The organism is Terrabacter sp. Root85 (genome assembly GCF_001429185.1).
Taxonomy (GTDB): Bacteria; Actinomycetota; Actinomycetes; order Actinomycetales; family Dermatophilaceae; genus Terrabacter.
The window spans coordinates 885,575-909,694 of sequence record NZ_LMIW01000001.1 but is presented as its reverse complement, the minus strand read 5'-3'; the positions used below and the strand labels follow the sequence as shown (position 1 = coordinate 909,694).

Below are 24,120 nucleotides of genomic sequence, written 5' to 3'. Positions count from 1 at the left end.
GTGACCACCACCAGTCCCAACCCCGTTGGCCCCATCGCCCCTCCGGGCCCGACGGGTGGGTTCCATCCCGCTGGGCGCCACATCGCGGCCCTCGTCATCGGCTGCCTGCTCATCCTGCCCGGGCTCGGTCTGCTCCTCGGCGGCGCCGGCCTCGCCATCACGTATGCCGTGGGTCGGGACGACGCGGGCTACCTCTCCCTGACGCTCCCTGCTCTCACGAGCCAGTCGCCGGCCATCACCGCCGAGGACATCGTCGTCGAGACGGGTCCCGACGTGCCCGCCTGGGTGCTCGACCGGCTCGACCTCGACCTCCGGCTCACGGCACGTCCGCTCGCGTCCGGGACGGACGTGTTCCTCGGCGTGGCACCGGCGGGCGACCTCACGGCATACCTCCAGGGCGTCGCCCACGAGCAGGTCGTCGGCATCGCGCGGGCCCGCGACGGGAGCGCGAGCGCCGCGGTGCTGCGGGCGACTCCGGGCGCCTCGACCGTGGCCGCCCCGACGACGCAGACCTTCTGGACCACCTCGGCCACCGGTGCCGGCCAGCAGCAGCTGTCCTGGCGCGTCACCGGGGGCCAGTGGGCCGCCGTCATCATGAACGCCGACGGGAGCGCGGGAGTCGCCGTCGCCGCCACCGTCGGGGTGCGGGCCGGCTTCCTCCTGCCCCTCGCTCTCGTCATGCTCGGAATCGGTCTCGTGCTGACTGGGGTCGCCGTGGCCCTGATCGTCCGCGGCGCGAACGGCACCAGGCCGCCCCAGCCTGGCGGCATCGCGCCGCCGGACGGCGTCCGGCCCGCCTCGACCGTCGAGGCGTCCCCCGTCGCCGCACCGACGTCGCTGTCGACGCACCCCCGAGCCGTGAGTCCGGTCGCGCTCGATGCGCGCCTCGACGAGCCGCTCTCGCGGTGGCTGTGGCTCGTCAAGTGGTTCCTCGCGATCCCGCACGTCATCGTGCTCGGCTTCCTGTGGATCGCGTTCTCGGTCGTCAGTGTCTTCGCGTTCTTCGCGATCCTCTTCACCGGTCGCTACCCCCGCGGGCTCTTCGACTTCAACCTCGGGGTGCTCCGGTGGACCTGGCGCGTGTCCTACTACGCGAGCAGCGGCGGCCTCGGCACCGACCGCTACCCGCCGTTCAGCCTGGACGACGAGCCCGACTATCCGGCGCGGCTCGACATCGCCTACCCGGGGCGGCTCTCCCGGGGGCTCGTCCTCGTCAAGTGGTGGCTGCTCGCGATCCCGCACTACCTCATCGTCGGCCTGCTCGTCGGTGGCGGCTCGTGGGCATGGACCTGGGCGAGGGACACCGACGGGAACGGTCGCCTCAACATCCTGAGCGGAGGCCTGCTCGGACTGCTCGTCCTCGTCGCGGGGCTGTCGCTCCTCTTCGCCGGCCACTACCCGCGAGCGCTCTTCGACCTCGTCGCCGGCCTCAACCGGTGGGTCTACCGCGTCATCGCCTACGCCGCGCTCATGACGGACGTCTACCCGCCGTTCCAGCTCGACGAGGGTGGTGCCGAGGTGCCCCCGGGACTGCCGGGACCGCCGCCACCCCCCGCGCTCCCACCGCCGGTGGCCGACGACGCCGTCCGCCCGACCGGCCCGACCCGCGTCGGCTGACCGGCTGACCTCGCCGCAGGGCTCCTGCCGCCTCGGTCAGGGGCGGCGGCGAGGTCGCGACAGCGCGAGCCCGAGACCCGCGACGGCGACGATCGGCCCGATGACGGCCCACAGCGTGTTGCCCGACATCGCGCTGCCGCCGACGTAGCCGAGACCCTGCAGCGTCCACAGCGCTCCGACGAGCAGCACGAGGACGCCGACGATGACGCGGACCGGGCGGGTCATGACCGGACCCGCAGGTAGGTGCTCATGTGCCGACGCTACGTCGCCGGACCCGCCACGTCACCCCACGCGCCGGCGCCCCCGGAGGCCGTATGCCGTCGCCGACCACGGTCGGTCACGCGGTCGCCCGATGCCGGTCGACGCGTAGGCCCCTGGCGGTCACCGGGCGGGCATAGCCTCCAGGGCATGACAACGCCGTCCCTCGACCGGCGCACCCTCCTCAAGGGTGTGGCCGCGGCCACCGCCGCCCTCGCCGTCCCTCGCGTCTTCGACCCGGCCGCCGCTGCGGCGCCGGCGAGTCGGGGCATCTTCGGCTACGGGATCGCCAGTGGCGACCCCACCGCCGACTCCGTCATCATCTGGACCCGCGCCACGCCACCGGCCCGACCCGGAGAGCCCGTCGCCACTCCGGGCAGCGGCCTGGGTCGGTCGATCCCGGTGCGCTGGCAGGTCGCCCGCGACCAGCGCTTCACGCGGATCGCCGCCCACGGCACCGTCATGACCACGCCCGACAGCGACCACACGGTCAAGGTCGACGTCACCGGGCTCGACCCCTACACGCGCTACTTCTACCGCTTCCAGTCGCTCGGTGAGTTCAGCGACGTCGGGCGCACCCAGACCGCAGGCGACATCGCGGGCGAGACCCACGCGCTGCGGATGGCCCTCGTCAGCTGCAGCAACTACACGGGCGGCTTCTTCACGGCCTACCGCGCCATCGCCGCCCGCGACGACCTCGACTTCGTGCTCCACGTCGGCGACTACATCTACGAGTACGGCAACGGCGCCGACCGCTACGGCCCCGCCGCGCTCGTCGGCGTCCGCGACGGCCAGCCCGCGACCGAGACCATCGACCTGACCGGCTACCGGCTGCGCCACGCGCTGCACAAGGCCGACCCCGACGCGCAGGCTGCGCACCAGAAGCTGCCGTGGATCACGATCTTCGACGACCACGAGGTCGCCAACAACGCGTGGGCCGGCGGGGCCCAGAACCACCAGGCGGGCGAGGGCGACTACCTCGCGCGCCGGGCCCAGGCCATGCAGGCCTACCTCGAGTGGATGCCGTTCCGGATGCCCGACCAGTCCGTGCCGCACCGGGGCACGCGCTTCTTCAAGCGGTTCACGTTCGGCGCCCTCGGCGACCTCTCGATCCTCGAGACGAGGCAGAACCGCAGCGCCCAGGTGACCGTGCCCGACGTGCCGTTCGACGGGTTCGTCCCGATCGGGGTCAGCCCGGCGATCGACGGGGCCATCGCCTCGCCGGCCCGGCACCTGCCCGAGCCGGAGCAGCTGACCTGGCTCAAGGAGGGCCTCGCCGAGCAGGGTCGCCAGTGGCACCTGCTCGGCAACCAGGTCATGGTCGCGCCGGTCCTCTACCCGGGTGCCGCGCTCGGCGCCGCCGGGATGACCTTCGTCAACGCCGACCAGTGGGACGGCTACACCGCCGATCGCACGAGCCTGCTCGACCACCTCGCCGCGCAGCCGCCGGCCGCCGGTGACGCGGTCGTGCTGACCGGCGACATCCACGCGTCGTTCTCGTGCGACCTTCCCGTCAGGTCGTCACCCGGCCAGACGGCCTACGCCTCCGCGGGGGTCGAGTTCGTCTGCCCGTCGGTGACGAGCGACGGCTTCTTCGAGGTGCTCGGCCGCACGTCGCAGCTCGCCGGACAGCCGCCCGAGGTCGTCGTGGCCGTGACCCGGCAAGCCATCAACGCGGCGCAGCAGCTCAACCCGTGGCTGCGCTACATCGACGGGGTCAGCCACGGCTACGTCGTCATCGACGTGACGCCCGAGCGCGTGCAGGCCGACTACCACCACACCCCGGTGCCGACGAGCGCCCAGCCCGACCCGCGCGTCGTCCCGACGATCGTGCCCACCTACACGCGCAGCCTCCAGACGCTCGCGGGCACACGCCGCCTCTCGCCGGCGACCGGGCCGGTCGGCCCGCGCTCGGACCTGCCGCGCGGCGGCTGACCACCAGAACGGCAGCGCCCGCTCGACGTTCGTGGTCGAGTGGGCGCTGCCGTGCGCTCGCGATGTGGGTCAGCCCTGAGCGGCGAGGTGGGCGTCGATCCAGTCGACGATCTCGACCTCGACCTCGTCGCGGTTCGTCTCGTTGAGGATCTCGTGGCGGGCCTGCGGCCACAGCTTCACCGTGACGTCCTGCACGCCGAGCCGTCGCAGCTGGTCGGCGACCTGCTGCACGCCCTTGCCGTTGGCGCCGACCGGGTCCTGGTCGCCCGAGGCGAGGTGGACCGGCAGGTCCTTGGGGATGCGCGAGGCCACGCGGTCGGTGTTGACCGACTCGAGCCCGCGCAGCAGGTCGGCGAATCCGCCTGCGCTGAAGACGAATCCGCAGTCGGGGTCGTTGATGTACTTGTCGACCTCGGCGGGGTCCCTCGAGAGCCAGTCGAAGTCGGTGCGGGTCGGTTTGAATGCCGAGTTGTACTGCCCGAAGCTCAGCGTGTTCATCAGGCCGCTCGCGTGCTGGTGCCCGCGGAGCCTGGACTGGGTCGAGGCGAGGAAGACGCCGACCTTGCCGATGGCGCCGGCGCCGCCGGCGGTGCCCGTGAGCACGAGGCCGGCGAGCTCGGGACCGTACTGGGCGGCATACCCCCTCGAGATGAACGAGCCCATGCTGTGGCCGACGAGGACGACGGGCAGCCCCGGCTGCTCCTCGCGGGCCTTGTCGGTGACGGCGTGCAGGTCGTCGATGACCGTCTGCCAGCCGTCCCGCTCGGCGAAGGAGCCGCGTGGGCTCGACGTCTTGCCGTGCCCGCGGTGGTCGGAGCCGTAGACGGCATACCCGTGGTCGGTGAGGCGCTGCGCGAAGCGGGCGTAGCGGCTCGAGTGCTCGGCGAGGCCGTGCGCGATCTGGACGACCGCCCTCGCGTCACCGTCGGGGAGCCACCGGTTGACGAAGACGTCGGTGCCGTCGGGCGTGGTCAGCGTGAACGTGCTGCTCTGCATGGATCGTCCTCGATCTGCTCGGTGACTGGCCGTCGAGCGGCAGCGTATGCCGTCCGCCGCGTCTCGGGGGAGCGTCTGCTCACGAGGTGGCTCGGTCTTGGCTCGGGCACGGGCGCGGCCCGCCCGGTATGCCCGTTTAGCCCGCTCCACTCGCAGAAATCAACAGAAACGGGTGCCCGAATCTATTTACTTCACGCCGAGCCGGTGGTTTCCTTGTGTCACGGGCCCAGAGGGCACGATGGGAAACACACAGGACGAGGGAGTCCGATGTACGCAGCGGAGCGGCAGCAGCGGATCATCGCTGAGGCACGTCGTGCCGGCCGGGTCGAGGTCACCGCCCTCGCCGACTCCCTGGGTGTCGCCGCCGAGACCGTGCGCCGCGACCTCACCGCCCTCGAGCGTCGTGGCTCCCTGCGCCGGGTCCACGGCGGTGCGATCCCCGTCGAGCGCCTCGAGGTCGAGCCGACCCTCGCCACCCGCTCCGGCCGCCTCGCCGACGTCAAGCGCCGCATCGCGGCCCGCGCCCTCGACGAGCTGCCCAGCGGCGGCAGCATCATCCTCGACGGCGGGTCGACGACCCTGGCCGTCGCCGAGATGCTCCCGCCCGACCTCGACCTCACCGTCCTCACCAACAGCCTCGCCGCGGCGACCGTCCTGTCGACCCACCCCGGCATCAAGCTCTACCTCCTCGGTGGACGCGTCCGCGGCACGACCGGCGCCGCCGTCGGCGACTGGGCCACCGGCGCTCTCGCCGACGTCGTCGTCGACGTCGCCGTCATCGGCACCAACGGCCTGTCCGTCGCCCGCGGCCTGACGACGCCCGACCAGTCCGAGTCGCTCGTCAAGCGCGCCATGGTCGGCGCCGCCCGCAAGTGCGTGGTCCTCACCGACTCGAGCAAGGCCGGCGACGACCACCTCCACCGATTCGCCCAGCTCGCCGACGTCGACGTCGTCATCACCGACACCGACCTCGACGACGACGTCGCCGCCGAGATCCGCGCGGCCGGACCGGAAGTGGTGACCGCATGATCGTCACGCTCACGCCCAACCCCAGCATCGACCGGGCCGTCCTCATCGACGCGCTCCGCCGTGGCGAGGTGCACCGCGCCACGAGCAGCCGCATCGACCCGGGCGGCAAGGGCGTCAACGTCTCCCGCGCCCTCGCCGCGCAGGGCGGCTCCACCATCGCGGTCCTGCCGAGCGGAGGACCCGAGGGGCACCTCCTCGAGGAGCTGCTCGAGGCGGCCGGGGTCGGCCACGTCTCCGTGCCGGTGTGCGGGTCGGTCCGGATGAACATCAGCGTCCTCGAGCCCGACGGCACGACGACCAAGCTCAACGAGCCCGGCCCCGACCTCTCGGCCGACGAGGTCGAGTCCCTCCTCGCGACGACGCTCGAGCACGCCGACGGCGCCCAGTGGGTCGTCGGCTGCGGCAGCCTCCCTCCCGGAGCGCCCACCGACCTGTATGCCGGCCTCGTCGGCCGGGTGCGCGAGCGCGGGCTGCGGGTCGCCATCGACTCGTCCGGCGCGCCGTTCGCCGCCGCCGTCGCCGCGAAGCCGCACCTCATCAAGCCCAACCACGAGGAGCTCGCCGAGCTCGTCGGCCACGACCTGACCACCCTGGGCCACGTCCGCGACGCCGCCCGTGAGCTCGTCGCCGGTGGCATCGACGTCGTGGCCGTCAGCCTCGGCGGCGATGGCGCCCTGCTCGTGACCGCCGACGAGTGCGCCCACGCACGCGCGACGATCACGGCCCCCCTGTCCACCGTGGGCGCCGGCGACTGCATGCTCGCCGGCCTGCTCCACGGCCTGTCCACCGGGCTCACCCCGGCGGACGCCCTCATGACGGGGGTGACGTGGGGCGCCGCGGCGGTCACCCTCCCCGGAAGCCGCGTGCCCTCACCCGACGACCTCGACGGCATACGCGCCGAGCTGACTCGCGAGCCCGACTTCGACCGCGTCCTCTCCTGACGCGCCACGAGACGCCGAACACCCGGAACGACAAGCACCGATCGTCCTGATCGTCCGAAAGGAAACACCATGTCCCTGATCACCGAAGACCAGGTCGTCCTCGACCTCACCGGTGCCGATCGCCACGAGGCGACCCGGACGCTCGGCGAGCGCCTCGTCGCCTCCGGCCGGTGCACCGACCTCGACGCCTTCCTGGGCGACGTGCGCAAGCGCGAGGAGACCATGGCGACCGGGCTGCCCGGCGGCATCGGCATCCCGCACGCCCGCAGCGCCGCCATCACCGAGCCGTCGCTCGTGTTCGGCCGCACGGACGGCATCGACTGGGGCGCCAAGGACGGTCCCGCGACGCTCGTCTTCCTCATCGCGGCCCCCGAGGGCGGCGGCGACGCGCACATGCAGATGCTGCCCAAGCTCGCCCGCGCCCTCATGAAGAAGGACTTCAAGGCGGCGCTCGCCGCCGCGACGACCGAGGCCGAGGTCGTCCGCATCGTCAGCGCCGAGGTCGAGCTCGACCAGCCGGTCATGGCCGCCGCGGCCGCCGGGGCCGCGGGAACCGCCGGTGCCGGTGCTGGTGCCGCAGGCACGGACACCACGGGCGCTGCAGCAGCACCGGCCGCCAAGCGCGTGCTCAACCTCGTCGGGGTCACCTCGTGCCCGACCGGCATCGCCCACACCTACATGGCGGCCGAGGGCCTCGAGAACGCCGCGAAGGCCGCGGGTCACACGATCAAGGTCGAGACCCAGGGCTCCGCCGGCTCGACGCCGCTCAGCGCGACCGAGATCGCGGCGGCCGACGCCGTCATCTTCGCCCACGACCTGCCCGTCAAGGACGCCGGCCGCTTCGCCGGCAAGCCCCTCGTCGACGTCGGCGTCAAGAAGGGCATCTCCGACGGCCCGGCGCTCGTCTCCCAGGCCGAGCAGCTCGTCACCGAGTGGGACGCCGACCCGAGCAAGCGCACAGCCGCCGTCGCGGCCGCCGCTGCCGGTGGTCCCTCCGGCGGTCTGACCTCGAAGGTCGAGAGCGGCGCGAGCACCGGTACGAAGATCCGCCAGTGGCTGATGACCGGTGTCTCCTACATGATCCCGTTCGTCGCAGCAGGCGGCATCCTCATCGCCCTGTCGTTCATGCTCGCCCAGGTCGCCCTCGGTGAGCAGGGGCCGATCGAGATCGTCAAGTACGGCCTGACGGCCGAGGGGAAGTACAACATCACGCAGAGCTTCAGCGCCTTCAGCCTCGAGTCGTGGGCCGGCCTGCTCTTCGTCATCGGCGGCGCCTCGTTCGGCTTCCTCGTGCCGATCCTCTCCGGCTTCATCGCCTTCGCGATCGCCGACCGTCCCGGCCTCGTGCCCGGCATCGTCGGCGGCTCCATTGCCGCGACGATGGGCGCCGGCTTCCTCGGCGGCCTCGCCACCGGCTTCCTCGCCGGCTTCGTCGCCCGCTGGATCGCCCACTGGAAGGTGGCCAAGGGGGTCCGGGGCGTCATGCCGGTCGTCGTCATCCCGCTCCTGTCGACCCTCATCACCGCCGGGCTCTTCATCACCGTCCTCGGCCGTCCGATCAAGGCCCTGAGCGACGCGCTGACGAGCGGCCTCAACAACATGAGCGGCTCGAGCGCGCTGCTGCTCGGCATCGTGCTCGGCGCCATGATGGGCTTCGACCTCGGTGGCCCGGTCAACAAGGCGGCCTACTTCTTCGCCACCGCGGGCCTCGCCACGGCCGGCACGGTGTCCGACGCTCCCCAGCTGAAGATCATGGCCGCCGTCATGGCGGCCGGCATGGTCGCGCCGCTCGCCATGGCCCTCGCCACGACGGTCCGCCCGCACCTCTTCTCCGAGCCGGAGCGTGAGAACGGCAAGGCCGCCTGGCTGCTCGGCGCCTCGTTCATCTCCGAGGGAGCCATCCCGTTCGCGGCGGCCGACCCGGTGCGCATCATCACCTCCTCCGTGATCGGCTCCGCCGTCACCGGTGGCCTCGTGATGATGTTCGGCGCGACGCTCCGGGCCCCGCACGGAGGCATCTGGGTGCTGCCGCTCATCGGCAACTTCCTCCTCTTCCTGCTCGCCCTGGTCATCGGCGTCCTCGTCATGACCGCGATCGTCGTCGCACTGAAGTCCCGCGACACGCACCTTGCAGAGGTCGACGCGAGCGCTACGGTCTGACCAGGGCGTGAGCTCGATCGCCGTCTGATCCACATCGACAGCACGACCACCTGAATCCATAGAAGGAGCACGTCCATGGCTACCCGCACCGTCACCATCGCCTCCTCGGTGGGCCTCCACGCCCGCCCGGCCGCCCTCTTCGTCGAGGCCGCGAGCGCCTCCGGGCTCGACGTCGAGATCGCCAAGCCCGGCGAGGACCCCGTCGACGCGACGAGCATCCTCGGCGTCATGGCCCTCGGGGCCAGGCACGGCGAGGAGGTCGTCCTGACGGCCGAGGGCGACGGCGCCGACGAGACGCTCGACTCGCTCGTCGAGCTCCTCTCGCGCGACCTCGACGCGGAGTAACGAGCATGGCCGAGTCGGAGACCCGTTCGGAGACTCCTTCGGAGACCAGGCACGGCATCGGTGTCAGTCCGGGCACGGCGTACGGACCGGTGGTGCAGGTCGCACCTCCGGTCCGGCCGCCGGCCGACGAGACGGCGGTCGACGACCAGGAGGCGGCGCTCGCCGACGTGCGCGCGGCCTTCGAGTCGGTCGCCGTCTCGCTCGAGGAGCGGGCGACCCGGGTCGACGACACGGCCCAGCAGATCCTCAAGGCGACCGCCCTCATCGCCCGCGACAAGGGCCTCGTCAAGGCCGCGGCCAAGGAGCTCGCCGCCGGGCACGGTCGGGCGCACTCCATCGAGAACGCCGTCGAGACGTATGCCGCCCAGTTCGAGGCGCTCGGCGGCTACTTCGCCGAGCGGGTGGCCGACCTGCGTGACGTCGGGTCACGCGCGGTCGCCGCGGTGCTCGGGGTCCCGGCCCCCGGCGTACCCTCCTTCACCGAGCCCAGCGTCATCGTCGCCGAGGACCTCGCGCCCGCCGAGACGGCGACGCTCGACCGGCGGCTCGTCGTCGGGATCATCACCGAGGCCGGCGGCCGGACGAGCCACACGGCGATCCTCGCCGCGCAGATGGGGATCCCCGCCGTCGTCCAGCTCGCCGGGGCCACCGAGATCGCCCCGGGCACGCCCGTCGCGCTCGACGGCGACACCGGTGAAGTGACGATCGACCCCGACATGGAGCTCGTCACCGCCCAGCGGGAGCGGGCGGCGCGTCGCGCCGAGGCGCTCTCGCACCTCTCCGGGGCCGGGCGGACCTCCGACGGCGCCGAGATCGCGCTGCTCGCCAACATCGGTGGCGTGGAGGACGCCGTCGCTGCCGGCGCGCAGGACCTCGAGGGCGTCGGGCTCTTCCGCACCGAGTTCGTCTACCTCTCGGCGACGAAGGCCCCGACGGTCGAGGAGCAGACCGAGATCTACCGCGGGGTCTTCGCGCCCTTCGAGGGCCGGCGCGTCGTCGTGCGCACCCTCGACGCCGGCGCCGACAAGCCGCTCAAGTTCGCCGACCTCGGGCCGGAGGAGAACCCCGCGCTCGGGCGTCGCGGCCTGCGGCTCTCGGCCGAGCGGCCCGACCTGCTCGACGCCCAGCTCGAGGCGCTCGCCATCGCCGCCCGCGAGACCGGGGCCGACGTGCGCGTCATGGCCCCGATGGTCGCGACGGCGGAGGAGGCGGCGTGGTTCGCGCGCCGCGTCCGCGAGAACGGGCTGCCGAAGGCCGGCGTCATGATCGAGGTGCCCGGCGCAGCGCTGCGGGCCCACGACGTGCTCGGCGAGGTCGACTTCGGCTCGCTCGGCACCAACGACCTCGCTCAGTACACGATGGCCGCCGACCGCATGCAGGGCGCGCTGTCCGACCTGCTCGACCCGTGGCAGCCGGGCGTCCTCGACGTCGTCGGGCTCGCGTGCGAGGGGGCCGCCCGAGCCGGCCGCCCCATCGGGGTCTGCGGCGAGTCAGCCGGTGACCCCCTGCTCGCCCTCGTCCTCGTCGGCCTCGGGGTCTCGTCGCTGTCGATGGCGCCGAGCAAGGTGCCGGTCGTGCGCCTGGCCCTGTCGCTCCACTCCGTGGCCGAGTGTCAGGACCTCGCGGCCGCGGCTCGCGGGGCGCGCACCGCCATCGACGCCCTCACGGCCGTGCGCGAGGCCGCGCGGACGGAGCTCACCGACCTGCTCTGAGCCCGTTGCCCTGAGACGACCTGGGCCGGGTCGTGGCCGCTAGCGCGGCTGCGACTCGGCGAAGGTCTTGAACGCCTCCATCATCGACAGGCTCTGCTTCGGGAAGCTCTTGGCGAGCACGAGGCCGACGACCTTCATGACGCCGTGGAACTCGAAGTCGTTGTGGGTCACCCAGCGCGTGGCGTCGGGACCGGCCTCGTGGAACTCGTTGCGCGTCGTCGAGTGGACGCCCTTGGCGTCGTAGGTGCCCTCGAACGCATACGGCAGGTCCCGGCGCGTCACGGTCTCGACCATCTCGAGGGTGCCGCGCCCACGCCGGAAGGTCAGCCGCGACTGGGCCCCCGGGTGGCCCTGCTCGCCGTGGATCGGCTCGAACGAGACGAGGCCCTCCTGCCACTTCGGCAGGTTGTCCGGGTCGTCGAAGAGCTCGATGAACCGCGCCCGCGGCACCTGGACGACGACCTCCTGGGTGAACTCCATGCGCGAACCGTACTGCCGCGGCCCGTCACGCGGGTCGAAGCGTCACGCGTGACCCGGCTCGGAGGCCGTGGCTGTCGGTTCGGGGCCGGCCCCCATTCGGCCGGCGACGCGTGCCGTGAGGACGGCCGTGATCGGGATGCCGAGCCAGAGCCAGGCGATCGTCGTCGATGACCCCAGGACGCCGCTCAGCTGAGCGTCGTTGAAGAGGTAGAGGTAGAGCGTGAGCAGCCCGACCTGCCCGGCCACGAGCAACGAGCGACTGCGTTCGTTGCGGCGCTGGTCGGCGTAGGCGGGCGGCGGGTTGAGCCACAGGGCGATGACGACCGCCGCAACGACCGCGATCTGGGTCACGTGGTCCATCCACGCGTCCGGCCAGAAGCTGTCCAGGTGCAGCACGACGAAGGGGACCACGACGAGCACCATCAGGGCTCGAGGCTGGAGACCCGCCGTCCGGCCGGTCACGACCATCGCGAGCACGGCGACGGTCACGACGGCCTCCACCTGGCCCGGAGCCGCCCAGGCCGTGGGAGAGGTGTCGGACGCGAAGGCGATCCCGATCAGGGCGGGGACCAGCCAGAGCCCCGCCGCGAGCCAGAGGTAGAGGCCTGCGCTCAGAGCGCGTCGAACCAGCAGCTCGGCCAGGGCCGCGAGAAGGATGACGCCCGCGATGACGACCTGCACCCGCTCGACGTGGTCGATCACCCAGTTGGGCAGGCCGAAGAAGGAGCTGGTGTCGGCCGAGGGCACGACGGTCCCCACCACGGTGATCGCGACGAGCGTCGCGAGGGCCGCCACCTCCATGATGCCGACGCCGAGCGAGACAGCGGCGAGCCGCGGCGGGAAACCGCCCGCAGCCAAGGGGCGACGCGCACTCCATGCGGCGACGGACACCATCAACCCGGCAACGAGCGCGGCATGCAACCAGGACAGGGGCTGGTCGACGCGAGGTCGCCAGAAGACCTCTCCGCCGAGGAATCCACCCGTCACGTGGAGGTAGAGCCCTGCGAGGAGCAGGAGCTTGAGGACCACCGCCGCGATCACCGCCTGCCGGGTGACGCGCCAGCGCAGCAAACGGCCGGTGCGCTCCCGCTGCCCCTCGACCGAGGTAGCCAGGGCGAAGATCGTCAGCAGCGACAGGAGGATTGACGCCGCCGGAGCGAGGCTGCGGCCTCGGATCGCGGCGAGCGCCTGGTCGACGTCCGAGCTCCGGACCGTGGCGACGAGTGCCATGACCGCAGGCGCGGACGCCAGGGAGCAGCGCGCGGCCTCGTGGTTGCGCCCTCCCGCTGGCAGCGTGAGCGCCGCTGCAGTGCAAGCGAGTCCGAGTGCGACGAGCCACAGCCGCGCCGACCCCAGGGACAGGGCGTCCATGGTGAAGAGGGCGATGATCAGTGCGGCGCCACTCAGCACGACGCGCTGACGTGGGGCAGAGCGTACGGCACCGATGCTGATCGTCACCATGACCACGCCCAGGGCAACCACGGTGACGATCGACTGCCACGGCCAGTACGTGTCCCCGCTGATCTCGTTGAGCACGGCGCGTCCGCGCCAACCGGTGGCGATCATGAGGCACAGCAGTGCTGCCCAGGCATGACCCAGGAGCACCACGACCCTGACGGCGCGCTCGAGGTTGGACGTGCCCACCCGGAGCGCTCTCGCCCGGAAGCCGTCTCCCAGCCGGGTGCGAAGTCCCACCTGCGTCATCACCCCATGGAACCGCTCACGCCACGCGTCCGCAGGACATTGGCTGGGATCCGCTCCCGGCCAGTGCGCTCAGCGGTCAGTGCGTGCCTCGAGGATCACGACGTCGGCGTCGGTCTCCACCAGTCGCGCGGGCTCGAAGCCGGCGGCGACGAACAACGCGTCGAACTCCGCCGCCGTGCGCTCGCGCCCACCCGGCAGCACGAGCATGTTGAGGTCGGACAGGGCCGACTGGAGCTCGTGGCCCGGTCGGTCGAGCACGAGCTCAACGACGAGCACCACCCCGCCCGGTGCGAGCGAGCGGCGGCAGGTGCGCAGGATCTCGACACACTTCGTGTCGGACCAGTCGTGCAGCACCTTCTTGAGCAGGTATGCATCGGCAGGCGGGACCGCGTCGAAGAAGCTGCCCGCCGCGACCGACCACCGGGACGCGACCGACTCGCTCGCCGTCGAGGGCGGCCCGGCTGGTAGCGCCTGGGGAAGGTCGAACACCGTGCCGTCGAGGTGCTCGTGGCCGGCCAGGACGGCCTCGAGCAGCGCCCCCAGCCCGCCGCCGACGTCGACGACCGAGGTCAGCCCCGTGAAGTCGTATGAGCTCGCCACCGCCGTGGCCACCCTCGACGTCAGAGCCGCCATGGTGTCGTTGAAGACCGCGTTGGCCCGCGCGTGGGAGGCCCGGTAGGTCCAGACGTCCTCACCGTGCAGGGCCGAGAAGGCGGTGTCGCCCGTCCGGACGCTGTGGGTGAGGTGACCCCAGGCCGCCCACGTCGCCGGGTCCTGGATCGTGCGGGCCAGGGGGCGCAGCGAGCCGGGGGCATCGGTGCGCAACCCGGCCCCGAGCGACGTTGCGGTGTAGGTGCCCTCGGTCGACACGGCATACAAACCCAGTGCGACGAGCATCCGCATGAGCCGGCTGAGAGTGTCCTCGTCCGCCCCCACGCGTGCGGCGAGCTGTGCCAGGGACATCGACCCGGACGCCAGCTCGTCGCTGAGCCCGAGCTCGGCGGCCGTGCTGACGGCCGCCGACGTCCGGAAGCCGATGATCATCGATCTGAGGTCAGGGGTCGCGTCCATCTCGCCATCGTCCTCCGGAAAGGGGGCGGCGGACGGACTCGGCATGGCCCGATACGTCCGCAGCCGTGTCAGGCGCTGGGGGCACGGAGAGGCGGTGTCGCATCTTCGTGGTGACCACCCTCATAGGTCCGGAACAGTTGGACGCCAAGGCGGCTCGATAGAATCGAGGTGGACGTCGACACCGGCGCCCACGCGGCAAAGGAGCTCGGCATGAGCACGTCCAGCCTCTTCATGGATCGGGTCCGTCTCGAGGACGGGTACCACGAGGACGACCTTCCCTTCATCGAGCACGCGCTGAGCCAGCTGTTCACCCAGCTGGAGCGCTTCGACCCGTCGATGGTCCACATCGGGCTGCGGGTCAAGGACCGCGGCCAGCCGGGCATGCACACCTCCGTCGAGGTCTGCATCAGCGGTCTGCCGACGGTGATCGGCGTCTCCCACCTCACCGACACCAAGGCCGCCCTCAACGACGCCGAGACGAAGGTCGTGTCCCAGCTGCGCGAGGCCGCCGACCGACACCACGACCGCCGCCCTCGCCAGCCGCGCCACTGACGCGGCACCGAAGCGGCACTGACGCGGCACCTGAATCGGCCGAGACGCGCTGTCGCTCAGTCGGATCCGGCGGAGAGGACGTCGGCGAGGTCGTAGCTGACGGGCTCGTCGAGCTGGTCGAAGGTGCACGACTCGGGGGTGCGGTCCTCACGCCACCGGACGAACTGCGCCGTGTGCCGGAAGCGCGTGCCCTCCATGTGGTCGTAGCGCACCTCGACGACCCGCTCGGGCCGCAGCGGCACGAAGGAGAGGTCCTTCTGGTTGTTCCAGCGGGAGTACTCAGACGACCGCGGAGTGCGTACGCCGCCGGTGTCCTCCGTGGGAGCAGCCCAGTTCCACGGGTGCTCGTCCCACTCGGCGACGAGCGGCTGGAGCTCCTCGAAGAGCTCCTTGCGGCGGGCCATGGGGAAGGCGCCGATGACACCGACCGAGGCGAGCTGCCCGTCCTCGCCGTAGAGCCCGAGCAGGAGCGAGCCGATGGCGTCGGGTCCGCTCTTGTGGACCCGGTAGCCGGCGACGACGCAGTCGGCGGTGCGCTCGTGCTTGATCTTGAACATGAGGCGCTTGTCGGGCTCGTAGGCGATGTCGACCGGCTTGGCGATGACCCCGTCGAGCCCGGCGCCCTCGAACTGGGTGAACCAGCCCTGGGCGACGTCGCGGTCGGCGGTTGCGGCGGTCAGGTGGACCGGGGCCTCGGCCGTGGCGAGGGCTTTCTCGAGCGCGGCCCGGCGCTCGGCGAAGGGCTTGTCGAGGTAGGACTCCTCACCGAGTGCGAGCAGGTCGAAGGCGATGAAGGACGCCGGGGTCTCGGCGGCGAGCTTCTTGACGCGTGAGGCCGCCGGGTGGATGCGCTGCTGGAGCAGGTCGAAGTCGAGCCGGTCGCCGGACTCGGGCGAGACGAGGACGATCTCGCCGTCGATGACGCACTTGTCGGGGAAGTTGGCGAGCACCGCCTCGACGACGTCGGGGAAGTAGCGCGTCATCGGCTTCTCGTTGCGCGACCCGATCTCGACGAGGTCGCCGGAGCGGAAGATGATCGACCGGAAGCCGTCCCACTTCGGCTCGTAGAGCACATCGACCTTGACCGCCGTGAAGTCCTTGACCGGCTTGGCGAGCATCGGGGAGACGGGAGGGACGACCGGCATGCCCCACGTCGTGCGCAGGTCGGCGTCACGCTCCGCCTTGGGAGCCATGTACTCCGTATCCGCCTTGTCCTGGCGGCGCTTGCTCGGCTGGACGCGCGGCGGCTCGCCGGGCATCTTCGGGTAGTCGGGCGGGAAGTTCAGCTCGCCGAGCCCGCGCTCACTGACGTCCTTGTCCCACAAGGCGATCGCGGCCGCGACGTCGCCCAGCTCGTCGTCGATGCCGGCCCACGCGTCGCCGCGGTCGGCGACGAGCTGCGGCACGGTGCGCACCGTCAGCTCCTTGGGGTCGACGGACCCGAGCTCGTCCCACGTCACCGGCGTCGAGACCGGCGCGCCCGGGAGCGGTCGGGGCGAGTAGGCGGAGGCGATGGTGCGGTCGCGGCAGGCCTGGTTGAAGTCGACGAAGATCTTCTCGCCGCGCTCCTCCTTCCACCACGAGGTCGTCACGAGGTCGGGGAGCCGCCGCTCGAGCTCGCGCGCGATGCCGATGACGCCGTGGCGCACGTCGAGGAACTCGTGCGTCGGCGCGACCCGCGCGTAGACGTGCACGCCGCGGTTGCCGGACGTCTTGGCCCACGCGGTCAGCCCGATCTCGGCCATCACCTCGCGCAGCGCGACCGCGGCTTCGACGGCGTCCTTGAAGCCGCGCCCCGGCTGCGGGTCGAGGTCGATGCGCAGCTCGTCGGGCTTGTCGACGTCGGCCGTGCGGACCGGCCACGGGTGGAAGGTGATGGTGTTCATCTGCGCGGCCCACACGGCGTCGGCGATCTCGTCGATGACGAGCTGCGGGTGCTTGCGGCCCGACGGATAGGTGCACATGACGGTGCGCGTGCCGTCGGGCACACCCTTGGGCGGGTTCTTGGAGAAGAACTCCTCACCCTCGATGCCCTCCGGGAAGCGCTGGAGCGTCACCGGCCGGTCGCCGAGCGCCCGGAGCATCGGGTCGGCGACGGCGACGAGGTAGTGCGCCATGTCGAGCTTCGTCACCGGCTGGCCGTCGGCCATCCCGGACGCCGGCCACAGCACCCGGTCGGGGCTCGAGACGCGGACCTCCCGCACGCCCGACGGGCTCGACGGACTGGGCGCTTCGACGACGACGGGCTTGGCGCTCACCCGCCGATCGTAGCCACGCACCACGACAGCGCCCGGGCTCCGCCGCGGCGAGTTCGTGTCGGCCTCCTTCAGCGTGCTGCTTCACGACGAACGGCCACCGTCCCTGGTGATCATGGTTAGCGTCGGCCACATGAGGCTGGGAACGTGGAATCTCGAGGGCAAGTGGTCCGACGCGCACGCGCCCCTGATGACCGACGCCGCCTGCGACATCTGGCTTCTCACGGAGATGCCGACCAGGACCACCCTTCCGGGCTTCACTATCCACGCGACGAGAGCCCGAATGGCTCCTGAGCGCGCCTGGGCAGCGGTCGCCGTGCGAACGGCCCTCAGTGCGAAGCCATGGAAGAAGGACCCGCACCCGGCCAGCGCCTGTGCCGACGTCGGAGGACTGACGTTCTGCAGCTCGGTCCTGCCGTGGCGCTCCTGCGGCGGTGGGGACCCGTGGCAGGGCGACGACACGGCGAGCCGCACGAAGCATGCAGTGGGCCGGTTGGTCGCTGCCCTGCCAGCCGCCTCGACGGTCTGGGGTGGTGACTGGAACCACGCCTTCGACGGCACGGAGGCGGCTGGCAGCCTGGCCGGTCGAGAGGAGATCCGTGCCGGGCTGACCCTGCTCGGAGCCGAGCTGTTGACCGCGTCCCAGCCGCACCGGCTCCAGGGCCTGTTCTCGATCGACCACATCGCAGTCCCCAGCGGCAGGCTCCTGACGCGCGAGGCACGGCGCCTGTCGATGCAGTCGGGCGGTCGCCACCTCTCCGACCATGACGCCTACGTGGCGGACGTGGAGCTCGCCGGGTAGAGGCCCCCGCGGCGCCTCATGCCGTCGGCTGCGCTGTGCATTGGGTCAGGGGGTGACTCAGGTCTGCGGGAGCCGGACGAACCGGCCGTGAGTCACGGGGTGACCCAATGCACAGGGTGCCGACCGGGGCACCCTGCTCGCGGCACGCCCGGAGCGGGTACGTCCTGCCCATGACCCAGGCGCCCACGCTCCACAACCTCGGTGGCGAACGCTTCGTGCTGCTGACGACCTACCGCCGCAACGGCGAGCCGGTCCCAACCCCCGTGTGGGTGCTGCCCGACGCCGGCGCCGCGATCGTCAGCACCCCCGAGGGTGCCGGCAAGCTCAAGCGCCTGCGCCACGACCCGCGCGTCACGCTGCAGCCGTGCGACCGCCGGGGCAACGTCAAGCCCGACGCGCCCGTCGTCGAGGGCCGCGCCGAGATCATCCGCGACTCCGCCGCCTCCGAGGCCGTGAACCGCAGGCTCAGCCGCAAGTACGGCGTCGAGTTCCGGATCTTCATGGCCATCGAGTGGGTCGTGCGTCGCGGCAACAGCACCCGCGTCGTCGTCCGGATCACCCCGACCGACTGAGCGCGACGAGGGTCAGCTGCGCGCGACGAGGCTGACGACGTTCGCGAGGGCGATGAGCACCGCCGCGACGAACGGCAGCCGCCCGCGCCCCACGACGGCCACGACCGCGAGGGCCACGCACGCCGCGAGCAGTCCCAGCCCCGTGGCGTCGAGACCGGGGCCGAATGCCGCCACGACCGACCCCGCGAGCAGCACCGCGGGTGCCAGCCACCGCACGACCGGCTCCCCGAGCCGGTGCGGCAGCCCGCGCACCCCGGTCGCCTCGTCGTCGGCGAGGTCGGGCAGGGCGTTGAGCAGGTGGGCGCCCACCCCGAGCAGCGCCCCGGTCACGAGCACCCACGCCGGCGGCCAGACGGGGTGGGGGAGGGCGAGCGTGACGACGGCCGGCAGCGCGGCGAACGCGACGGCATACGGCAGCGGGGAGAGCGCGGTGCGCTTGAACCACAGGTTGTAGGCCCAGCCGGACGCGACGCCGAGGAGCAGGTGGACGAGGCCCGAGGCCCAGCCGCACGCGAGCGACAGCACGACGCACGCGGCCAGGGCTGCCGCGCAGGCGGCCCGGACGACCCGCTCGGTCACGGCGCCGGCGGCCAGGGGCTTGTCGGTGCGCCCCACGGCGCGGTCCCGGCGCGCGTCGACGAGGTCGTTGGACCACCCGATCGACAGCTGTCCGGTGAGCACGGCCGTGGTCACGAGGACGCCGCGACCCAGCGTGTGTCCGGCCGACCAGGCGAGCAGCGCCGTGAGCACGGTGACGGCCACGGTCGGGCCCGGATGGCAGGCGAGCGCCAGTCCTCGCACCATCCGCCGCACCGCCACGCGCCGAGCCTAGGTGTCCCCGGGGCCGAGCGCCCCGACGGCCGCTGTCCAACGTCGCCCCCGGGTGCGTCGGCGACGCCTAGGCTGGCCGGGTGAGCCACCTAGCGGCCGTCCGCGGCGTCCTGCCCGAGCACAGCTACGCGCAGGACGAGGTCACGGCGGCCTTCGCCGACGTGCTCGGATCGACGGGGTCCGACCGAGCGCTCCTCGAGCGGTTCCACGCCAACGCCGGGGTGAGCCAGCGCCACCTCGCCCTGCCGCTCGAGCGCTACTGGCAGCTCGCGGACTTCGGCGCGGCCAACGACGAGTTCATCCGGGTCGCCACCGAGCTCGGCTCGCACGCCGTCACCAAGGCGCTCGCGGCGTGCGGTCTCACCCCGCGGGACGTCGATCTCATCGTGTCGACGACGATCACCGGCCTCGCCGTCCCTTCGATCGAGGCCCGGGTCGCCGCCGAGATCGGGCTGCGCGACGACGTGAAGCGCGTCCCGCTCGTCGGTCTCGGGTGCGTCGCCGGTGCCGCCGGTGTGGCCCGCGTCCACGACTACCTCCTCGGCCACCCCGCCGACGTCGCGGTGCTCCTCTCGGTCGAGCTGTGCAGCCTGACGGTCCAGCGCGACGACCGGTCGACCGCGAACCTCGTCGCCAGCGGCCTCTTCGGCGACGGGGCCGCCGCGGTCGTCATGGTGGGGGCCGACCGCGCCGCCGCGCTCGCGCCCGGCCAGCCGCGCGTCGTCGCCACCCGCAGCCGCCTCTACCCCGGGACCGAGCGCGCCATGGGCTGGGACGTCGGCGCGACGGGGCTGCGCATCGTCCTCGGCGCCGAGGTCCCCGACCTCGTGCGCGAGAACGTCCGCGACGACGTCGACCGTTTCCTCGCGGGCGAGGGCCTGACCCGCGCCGACATCGGCTGGTGGGTCGCCCACCCCGGCGGCCCCAAGGTCCTCGAGGCGATGCAGGAGGCCCTCGAGGTGGACCGCGAGGCGCTCGGCGTCACGTGGAGCTCGCTCGACCGCATCGGCAACCTCAGCTCCGCATCCGTGCTCCACGTGCTCGCCGACACCCTCGCCGACCACACCCCCGAGCCCGGCTCGTGGGGCGTGCTCATGGCGATGGGCCCCGGCTTCTGCCTCGAGCTCGTCCTGCTCCGCGCGGCCGACTGACAGGAGGCGCCGATGACCTCCCAGTGGCTCTTCACCGGCCTCGTCCTGCTCGTCGGGCTCGAGCGTCTCGCCGAGCTCGTCGTGTCGAAACGCCATGCGGCGTGGGCGTTCTCGCGTGGCGGCGTCGAGCGGGGCCAGTCGCACTACCCCGTCATGGTCGTGCTCCACACCGGGCTGCTCGTCGGTGCCGTCGCGGAGGTGTGGCTCGCCGACCGCCCGTTCGTCCCGGCCCTCGCCTGGGTCATGCTCGCGCTCGTCGTGGCCAGCCAGGCCCTGCGCTGGTGGTGCATCACGACCCTCGGCAACCAGTGGAACACCCGGGTCATCGTCGTGCCCGGCCTCCCGCTCGTCCGCCGCGGGCCCTACGGCGTCATCCCGCACCCGAACTACGTCGCCGTCGTCGTCGAGGGCTTCGCCCTGCCCCTCGTGCACACCGCCTGGGTGACGGCGCTCGTCTTCACCGTCGCGAATGCAGCGCTGCTCACCGTCCGCATCCGCGTCGAGAATGCCGCCCTCCGCGAGATCGCCTCTCCCGCAGACGCCCCCAGCGGGGCCGTGACGTGAGTATCGACGTCATCGTCATCGGCGGCGGACCCGTCGGTCTCGCCACGGCGTTGTATGCCGTCCGCTCCGGTCTGTCTCCCGTCGTCCTCGAGCCGCGGGCCGGCTCCATCGACAAGGCCTGCGGCGAGGGTCTGATGCCCGGCGGTCTCCAGGCGCTCGCCGGCCTGGGGGTCGACCCGGACGGACACGACCTCCGCGGCATCCGCTACGTCGCCCGGGGCCGGGTCGCCGAGGCGGACTTCACGGCCGGTCCCGGCCGCGGCATCCGGCGCACCACCCTGCACGCCGCCCTGAGCGAGGCCGTCGCCGCCGCCGGCGTCGAGGTGCTCCCGTTCGGCGCGACCGAGGTGACGCAGGACGACACCGCCGTGACCGTGCGCACCGACGACTCGGGTGGTGAGGGGCCGACACTCACCGCGCCGTGGGTCATCGCCGCCGACGGGCTGCACTCGCCGACCCGCCGCTCCCTCGGGCTCGACCGCGACCACACCACCGTCCGCCGCCTGTCGAGCGGGAGCGGGAGCGGAGGCGTCGCTCGGACCGCCGACACGCGCCCGCTCCGCCGCTACGGGCTGCGCCAGCACTACGGCATACGCCCTTGGGGAGACCACGTCGAGGTGCACTGGGGCGCGCACGGGGAGGCGTACGTGACGCCCGTCGCCGACGACCTCGTCGGGGTGGCTGTGCTCAGCAAGCAGCGAAACCCCCTGTCCGAGAGCCTCGCCGAGTTCCCGGAGCTGCGCGACCGCCTCGACGGGGCGCCGGTCGTGACGTCGGTGCGCGGCGCGGGGCCGCTGCGCCAGCGCACGACACACCGCGTCGAGGGCCGCGTCCTGCTCGCCGGAGACGCGAGCGGCTACGTCGACGCCCTGACGGGAGAAGGCATCTCGCTCGGCCTCGCCCACGCGCGGGCGGCGGTCGCGGCGGTCGTCGCCGATGACCCGCAGTCCTACGAGCGGTCGTGGCGTGCGGCCACCCGGCGCTACACGCTGCTCACCCACGCGCTCGTCCAGGTCACGCGACCGGCCTGGACCCGGCGGCTGCTCGTCCCCGCCGCCGCGACGCTGCCCCCGGTCTTCCGCGGCGCGGTCAACGAGCTCGCGAGGCCCGGCCGGTGACCGTCGTGACGCCGGACGCCGACGAGGAGCTCGTCGTCCTCGTCTCCCCGGACGGTGAGGCGATCGGCACAGCGCCCAAGGCGACGGTCCACCACGCCGACACCCCGCTCCACCTCGCCTTCTCCGTCTACCTCCTCGACGACGCCGGCTCGCTCCTCGTGACCCAGCGCGCCCTGGCCAAGGCGACCTTCCCGGGAGTCTGGACCAACTCTGCGTGCGGTCACCCGGCGCCCGGTGAGCCGGTCGAGGACGCCGTCGGCCGGCGTGCGCGCGACGAGCTCGGCCTCGACGTGGACGACCTGCGCCTCGTGCTGCCCCGCTTCTCCTACCGCGCCGAGATGGACGGAGTCGTCGAGTGGGAGCTGTGCCCGGTCCTCGTCGGCCGGGTCAGCGGGGTCGCACCCCAGCCAGGCCACGACCCCGCCGAGGTCGAGGCGGCCGAGTGGGTGCCGTGGCGTGAGTTCGCCGCCGACGTCCTCTCCGGCCGACGCGAGGTGTCGACGTGGTGCCGCGAGCAGGTGACCGAGCTCGCCGCGCTCGGCCCCGATCCGGCGGCCTGGCCCACCGGCGACGCCGCCGACCTCCCACCCGCGATGTCCTCCCACACGACGCAACCCCCACTCGAGTGAGCACCCCGTCCCACTCGAGTGAGCGCTCCGCCCCAGGGGCGGCGCAGTCGCCTCCGGCTGGGTAGGTGGACCTCGTGACCACCACCTCCATCGCGAGACCCGCTTCGCCTCGTGTGCCCACCCCTCCCGAGCGCGCTGCCGGCGTCGTGCTCGCCGCGGGACTCGGGCTCGTCGCATGGGCCTCCGGACGCAAGCCGCTCCATGCCGTCGGGAGGACCTGGGACGCCGAGCTGCGCATCGACGCGCCGGCCGCGCACCTGGGGGTCCCGCTGCTTGTCGACCGTGGTGTGCACCCGTGCACGGTCCGCGTCTCGCGCGCCATGAGCACCCGGCCCGGTTGGTGGGACATCGGTGGCCTCGCCGTGCGGCTGCCGACGGCCGGCACGTCCGGTGGGCCCGCCGACCTCCTCCTCGCCACGACGGGGACGGGCCGGGTCAGCCGCTACGTCCTGCGTCCGGTCCGGTGGGCCGCGAGCCGATCACTGACGACCCTGCTACCGACGAGGGCCGGGGAGCACTCGCTCGCCCTGCTCGCGAGACCCAGTGGCGACGAGGTCGTGCCGCGGGAGTACGAGCTGGCGGCATCGCTCGACGGTGGCCCCTGGCGCGCGGTGGGGCTCCTGCAGCTGCGCCTCGAGCAGGCTGACGCCGCCACGCGGTTCGACCCGATCGTCAACGAGCTCGCCGGCACCTCCCCGCCGGCCTGGGTCGTCGCCGTGCGCGAGCCCGCCTATCGGTGGGCGCGACGGCTGGGTCGGCGGAACGCCTGACACTGCCCCCGTGGTGCCCCGTGGGGCGGGGCGCTCACTCGAGTGGGGCGGGGCGCTCACTCGAGTGAGCGTCGGGTCAGTTGACGAGAAGCTGGTCGGCGAGGGCTTCGAGGGCAGCGGCCTCGCACCCGGCGGCGAATGCCTCGTGGGTGGCCTGCCGGGCGGCGACGAGCGCGTCGGGCTTGAGGGCGGCGATGACGGCAGCGACGGCACGGGCCTCGACGCACTCGTCGTGCAGCCGGAGCTGGTCGAGGTTGCACGTGTCGGGGTGCGTGCCGAGATGGGCCTCGCAGGCGGAGTCGAGGTCGCGCTCCAGGTCCCAGAGCGCCACGAGGTCCTCGACCTCCGGGTAGTGCTCGAGACCCCCGCGGGCGACCTCGAGCGCGTTGCGGTCGTGCACCCCCGCGACCGCGCACGCGAGGCGAGCGACGCGGAAGGCGAACCGTCGGGCGTCCCCGCGCTCGGCGCCCGCGATGCGCGCGGCGAGGCCGGGAGCCACCGCCTCGACCGGGTGCAGCTTCACGGGTACTCCTCGACGGTCACGGGCAGGGCTGCAGCAACAGCCCACGGGGCCATACCCGCTCCGGCACCCGCCCACCCGGTGTGCGGACGTCCGCCCGGGAGATCA

23 protein-coding genes are annotated in these 24,120 nt (G+C 72.7%); 15 read left to right on the top strand and 8 right to left on the bottom strand.

What is annotated here, in order from left to right:
• On the top strand, window positions 1-1,617 hold the full coding sequence (locus ASE25_RS23140; RefSeq protein ID WP_200958962.1) for a DUF4389 domain-containing protein: 1,617 nt from the start codon (window positions 1-3) through the stop codon (window positions 1,615-1,617).
• A 36-nt stretch (window positions 1,618-1,653) separates the two neighbouring features.
• Here the strand turns inward: ASE25_RS23140 and ASE25_RS04320 are convergent, their stop codons facing one another.
• Window positions 1,654-1,842, bottom strand: coding sequence for a hypothetical protein (locus ASE25_RS04320; protein WP_020141819.1), 189 nt, complete (start codon window positions 1,840-1,842; stop codon window positions 1,654-1,656).
• Between the two features lie 183 nt (window positions 1,843-2,025).
• Between ASE25_RS04320 and ASE25_RS04315 the strand changes: the two genes are divergently transcribed.
• A complete protein-coding gene (locus tag ASE25_RS04315) occupies window positions 2,026-3,810 on the top strand; it encodes an alkaline phosphatase (protein ID WP_056823034.1) in 1,785 nt (594 codons plus the stop codon).
• Between the two features lie 69 nt (window positions 3,811-3,879).
• Here ASE25_RS04315 and ASE25_RS04310 read toward each other — a convergent pair whose 3' ends face one another.
• The gene (locus tag ASE25_RS04310) at window positions 3,880-4,806 is read right to left on the bottom strand and encodes an alpha/beta hydrolase (RefSeq protein WP_056823032.1); all 927 of its coding nucleotides are present in this window, start codon (window positions 4,804-4,806) and stop codon (window positions 3,880-3,882) included.
• 267 nt (window positions 4,807-5,073) lie between these two features.
• On the opposite strand from ASE25_RS04310, the gene ASE25_RS04305 reads away from it, so the two are divergent.
• The 5 genes from ASE25_RS04305 to ptsP all read left to right on the top strand — a co-directional run bounded on the left by ASE25_RS04305 (window position 5,074) and on the right by ptsP (window position 10,993).
• Entirely contained in the window at window positions 5,074-5,835 is a 762-nt protein-coding gene (locus ASE25_RS04305; protein ID WP_056779207.1) for a DeoR/GlpR family DNA-binding transcription regulator, read from the top strand.
• Window positions 5,832-6,776, top strand: coding sequence for a 1-phosphofructokinase (gene pfkB / locus ASE25_RS04300; protein WP_056823031.1), 945 nt, complete (start codon window positions 5,832-5,834; stop codon window positions 6,774-6,776). Before ASE25_RS04305 ends, pfkB begins: the two co-directional genes overlap by 4 nt.
• A 69-nt stretch (window positions 6,777-6,845) precedes the next feature.
• Window positions 6,846-8,936 (top strand): fructose-specific PTS transporter subunit EIIC, encoded by a 2,091-nt coding sequence (locus tag ASE25_RS04295; protein ID WP_056823028.1) that lies wholly within the window; start codon window positions 6,846-6,848, stop codon window positions 8,934-8,936.
• Between the two features lie 75 nt (window positions 8,937-9,011).
• On the top strand, window positions 9,012-9,281 hold the full coding sequence (locus ASE25_RS04290; protein ID WP_020141825.1) for an HPr family phosphocarrier protein: 270 nt from the start codon (window positions 9,012-9,014) through the stop codon (window positions 9,279-9,281).
• A 5-nt stretch (window positions 9,282-9,286) separates the two neighbouring features.
• On the top strand, window positions 9,287-10,993 hold the full coding sequence (ptsP, locus tag ASE25_RS04285) for a phosphoenolpyruvate--protein phosphotransferase (protein ID WP_056823025.1): 1,707 nt from the start codon (window positions 9,287-9,289) through the stop codon (window positions 10,991-10,993).
• A gap of 39 nt (window positions 10,994-11,032) precedes the next feature.
• Here ptsP and ASE25_RS04280 read toward each other — a convergent pair whose 3' ends face one another.
• The 3 genes from ASE25_RS04280 to ASE25_RS04270 all read right to left on the bottom strand — a co-directional run bounded on the left by ASE25_RS04280 (window position 11,033) and on the right by ASE25_RS04270 (window position 14,248).
• Window positions 11,033-11,473 (bottom strand): SRPBCC family protein, encoded by a 441-nt coding sequence (locus ASE25_RS04280; protein WP_056823024.1) that lies wholly within the window; start codon window positions 11,471-11,473, stop codon window positions 11,033-11,035.
• A gap of 42 nt (window positions 11,474-11,515) precedes the next feature.
• A complete protein-coding gene (locus ASE25_RS04275; RefSeq protein ID WP_157623309.1) occupies window positions 11,516-13,177 on the bottom strand; it encodes a hypothetical protein in 1,662 nt (553 codons plus the stop codon).
• A gap of 69 nt (window positions 13,178-13,246) precedes the next feature.
• Complete coding sequence (locus tag ASE25_RS04270) at window positions 13,247-14,248, bottom strand: methyltransferase (RefSeq protein ID WP_056823020.1); 1,002 nt, start codon at window positions 14,246-14,248, stop codon at window positions 13,247-13,249.
• 210 nt (window positions 14,249-14,458) lie between these two features.
• Between ASE25_RS04270 and ASE25_RS04265 the strand changes: the two genes are divergently transcribed.
• The gene (locus ASE25_RS04265) at window positions 14,459-14,800 is read left to right on the top strand and encodes a hypothetical protein (RefSeq protein WP_235508532.1); all 342 of its coding nucleotides are present in this window, start codon (window positions 14,459-14,461) and stop codon (window positions 14,798-14,800) included.
• Between the two features lie 56 nt (window positions 14,801-14,856).
• On the opposite strand, the gene ASE25_RS23745 is transcribed toward ASE25_RS04265, so the two are convergent.
• Window positions 14,857-17,058 carry an ATP-dependent DNA ligase gene (locus tag ASE25_RS23745; RefSeq protein WP_082622678.1) on the bottom strand — a complete coding sequence of 734 codons (2,202 nt, stop codon included), beginning with the start codon at window positions 17,056-17,058 and terminating at the stop codon, window positions 14,857-14,859.
• A gap of 130 nt (window positions 17,059-17,188) precedes the next feature.
• Here ASE25_RS23745 and ASE25_RS04255 point away from each other — a divergent pair, with 130 nt between their 5' ends.
• Window positions 17,189-17,857: a hypothetical protein gene (locus ASE25_RS04255; RefSeq protein ID WP_157623308.1), complete on the top strand. Its 669-nt coding sequence runs from the start codon at window positions 17,189-17,191 to the stop codon at window positions 17,855-17,857.
• A 170-nt stretch (window positions 17,858-18,027) separates the two neighbouring features.
• The gene (locus ASE25_RS04250; RefSeq protein ID WP_056779166.1) at window positions 18,028-18,429 is read left to right on the top strand and encodes a PPOX class F420-dependent oxidoreductase; all 402 of its coding nucleotides are present in this window, start codon (window positions 18,028-18,030) and stop codon (window positions 18,427-18,429) included.
• Between the two features lie 12 nt (window positions 18,430-18,441).
• On the opposite strand, the gene ASE25_RS04245 is transcribed toward ASE25_RS04250, so the two are convergent.
• Window positions 18,442-19,233 (bottom strand): UbiA family prenyltransferase, encoded by a 792-nt coding sequence (locus tag ASE25_RS04245; RefSeq protein ID WP_056823014.1) that lies wholly within the window; start codon window positions 19,231-19,233, stop codon window positions 18,442-18,444.
• Between the two features lie 107 nt (window positions 19,234-19,340).
• Here ASE25_RS04245 and ASE25_RS04240 point away from each other — a divergent pair, with 107 nt between their 5' ends.
• The 5 genes from ASE25_RS04240 (at window position 19,341) to ASE25_RS04220 (ending at window position 23,492) form a co-directional block, all read left to right on the top strand.
• Window positions 19,341-20,411 (top strand): type III polyketide synthase, encoded by a 1,071-nt coding sequence (locus ASE25_RS04240; RefSeq protein WP_056823012.1) that lies wholly within the window; start codon window positions 19,341-19,343, stop codon window positions 20,409-20,411.
• Window positions 20,412-20,423: 12 nt separating this feature from the next.
• Window positions 20,424-20,975 (top strand): isoprenylcysteine carboxyl methyltransferase family protein, encoded by a 552-nt coding sequence (locus ASE25_RS04235; protein ID WP_056779160.1) that lies wholly within the window; start codon window positions 20,424-20,426, stop codon window positions 20,973-20,975.
• Window positions 20,972-22,093 carry an NAD(P)/FAD-dependent oxidoreductase gene (locus tag ASE25_RS04230; RefSeq protein ID WP_082622676.1) on the top strand — a complete coding sequence of 374 codons (1,122 nt, stop codon included), beginning with the start codon at window positions 20,972-20,974 and terminating at the stop codon, window positions 22,091-22,093. The genes ASE25_RS04235 and ASE25_RS04230 overlap by 4 nt, the downstream gene beginning before the upstream one ends.
• Window positions 22,090-22,722, top strand: a complete 633-nt coding sequence (idi, locus tag ASE25_RS04225) for an isopentenyl-diphosphate Delta-isomerase (protein ID WP_056823010.1) — start codon at window positions 22,090-22,092, stop codon at window positions 22,720-22,722. The genes ASE25_RS04230 and idi overlap by 4 nt, the downstream gene beginning before the upstream one ends.
• A 74-nt stretch (window positions 22,723-22,796) precedes the next feature.
• Complete coding sequence (locus ASE25_RS04220; RefSeq protein ID WP_235508531.1) at window positions 22,797-23,492, top strand: phosphodiesterase; 696 nt, start codon at window positions 22,797-22,799, stop codon at window positions 23,490-23,492.
• 76 nt (window positions 23,493-23,568) lie between these two features.
• On the opposite strand, the gene ASE25_RS04215 is transcribed toward ASE25_RS04220, so the two are convergent.
• On the bottom strand, window positions 23,569-24,015 hold the full coding sequence (locus tag ASE25_RS04215; RefSeq protein WP_056779155.1) for a hypothetical protein: 447 nt from the start codon (window positions 24,013-24,015) through the stop codon (window positions 23,569-23,571).
• Window positions 24,016-24,120: the final 105 nt, after the last annotated feature.

Excerpts from the sequence above, each read along its gene's own strand:
- ASE25_RS04245 (WP_056823014.1), bottom strand. The coding sequence starts at position 19,233 with ATGGTGCGAGGACTGGCGCTCGCCTGCCATCCGGGCCCGACCGTGGCC.
- ASE25_RS04305 (WP_056779207.1), top strand. The coding sequence starts at position 5,074 with ATGTACGCAGCGGAGCGGCAGCAGCGGATCATCGCTGAGGCACGTCGT.
- ASE25_RS04280 (WP_056823024.1), bottom strand. The coding sequence starts at position 11,473 with ATGGAGTTCACCCAGGAGGTCGTCGTCCAGGTGCCGCGGGCGCGGTTC.
- ASE25_RS04320 (WP_020141819.1), bottom strand. The coding sequence starts at position 1,842 with ATGACCCGCCCGGTCCGCGTCATCGTCGGCGTCCTCGTGCTGCTCGTC.
- ASE25_RS04315 (WP_056823034.1), top strand. The coding sequence starts at position 2,026 with ATGACAACGCCGTCCCTCGACCGGCGCACCCTCCTCAAGGGTGTGGCC.
- ASE25_RS04255 (WP_157623308.1), top strand. The coding sequence starts at position 17,189 with ATGAGGCTGGGAACGTGGAATCTCGAGGGCAAGTGGTCCGACGCGCAC.
- pfkB (WP_056823031.1), top strand. The coding sequence starts at position 5,832 with ATGATCGTCACGCTCACGCCCAACCCCAGCATCGACCGGGCCGTCCTC.
- ASE25_RS04290 (WP_020141825.1), top strand. The coding sequence starts at position 9,012 with ATGGCTACCCGCACCGTCACCATCGCCTCCTCGGTGGGCCTCCACGCC.
- ASE25_RS04310 (WP_056823032.1), bottom strand. The coding sequence starts at position 4,806 with ATGCAGAGCAGCACGTTCACGCTGACCACGCCCGACGGCACCGACGTC.
- ASE25_RS04295 (WP_056823028.1), top strand. The coding sequence starts at position 6,846 with ATGTCCCTGATCACCGAAGACCAGGTCGTCCTCGACCTCACCGGTGCC.
- ptsP (WP_056823025.1), top strand. The coding sequence starts at position 9,287 with ATGGCCGAGTCGGAGACCCGTTCGGAGACTCCTTCGGAGACCAGGCAC.
- ASE25_RS04270 (WP_056823020.1), bottom strand. The coding sequence starts at position 14,248 with ATGGACGCGACCCCTGACCTCAGATCGATGATCATCGGCTTCCGGACG.
- ASE25_RS04265 (WP_235508532.1), top strand. The coding sequence starts at position 14,459 with ATGAGCACGTCCAGCCTCTTCATGGATCGGGTCCGTCTCGAGGACGGG.
- ASE25_RS04275 (WP_157623309.1), bottom strand. The coding sequence starts at position 13,177 with ATGACGCAGGTGGGACTTCGCACCCGGCTGGGAGACGGCTTCCGGGCG.
- ASE25_RS04235 (WP_056779160.1), top strand. The coding sequence starts at position 20,424 with ATGACCTCCCAGTGGCTCTTCACCGGCCTCGTCCTGCTCGTCGGGCTC.
- ASE25_RS04250 (WP_056779166.1), top strand. The coding sequence starts at position 18,028 with ATGACCCAGGCGCCCACGCTCCACAACCTCGGTGGCGAACGCTTCGTG.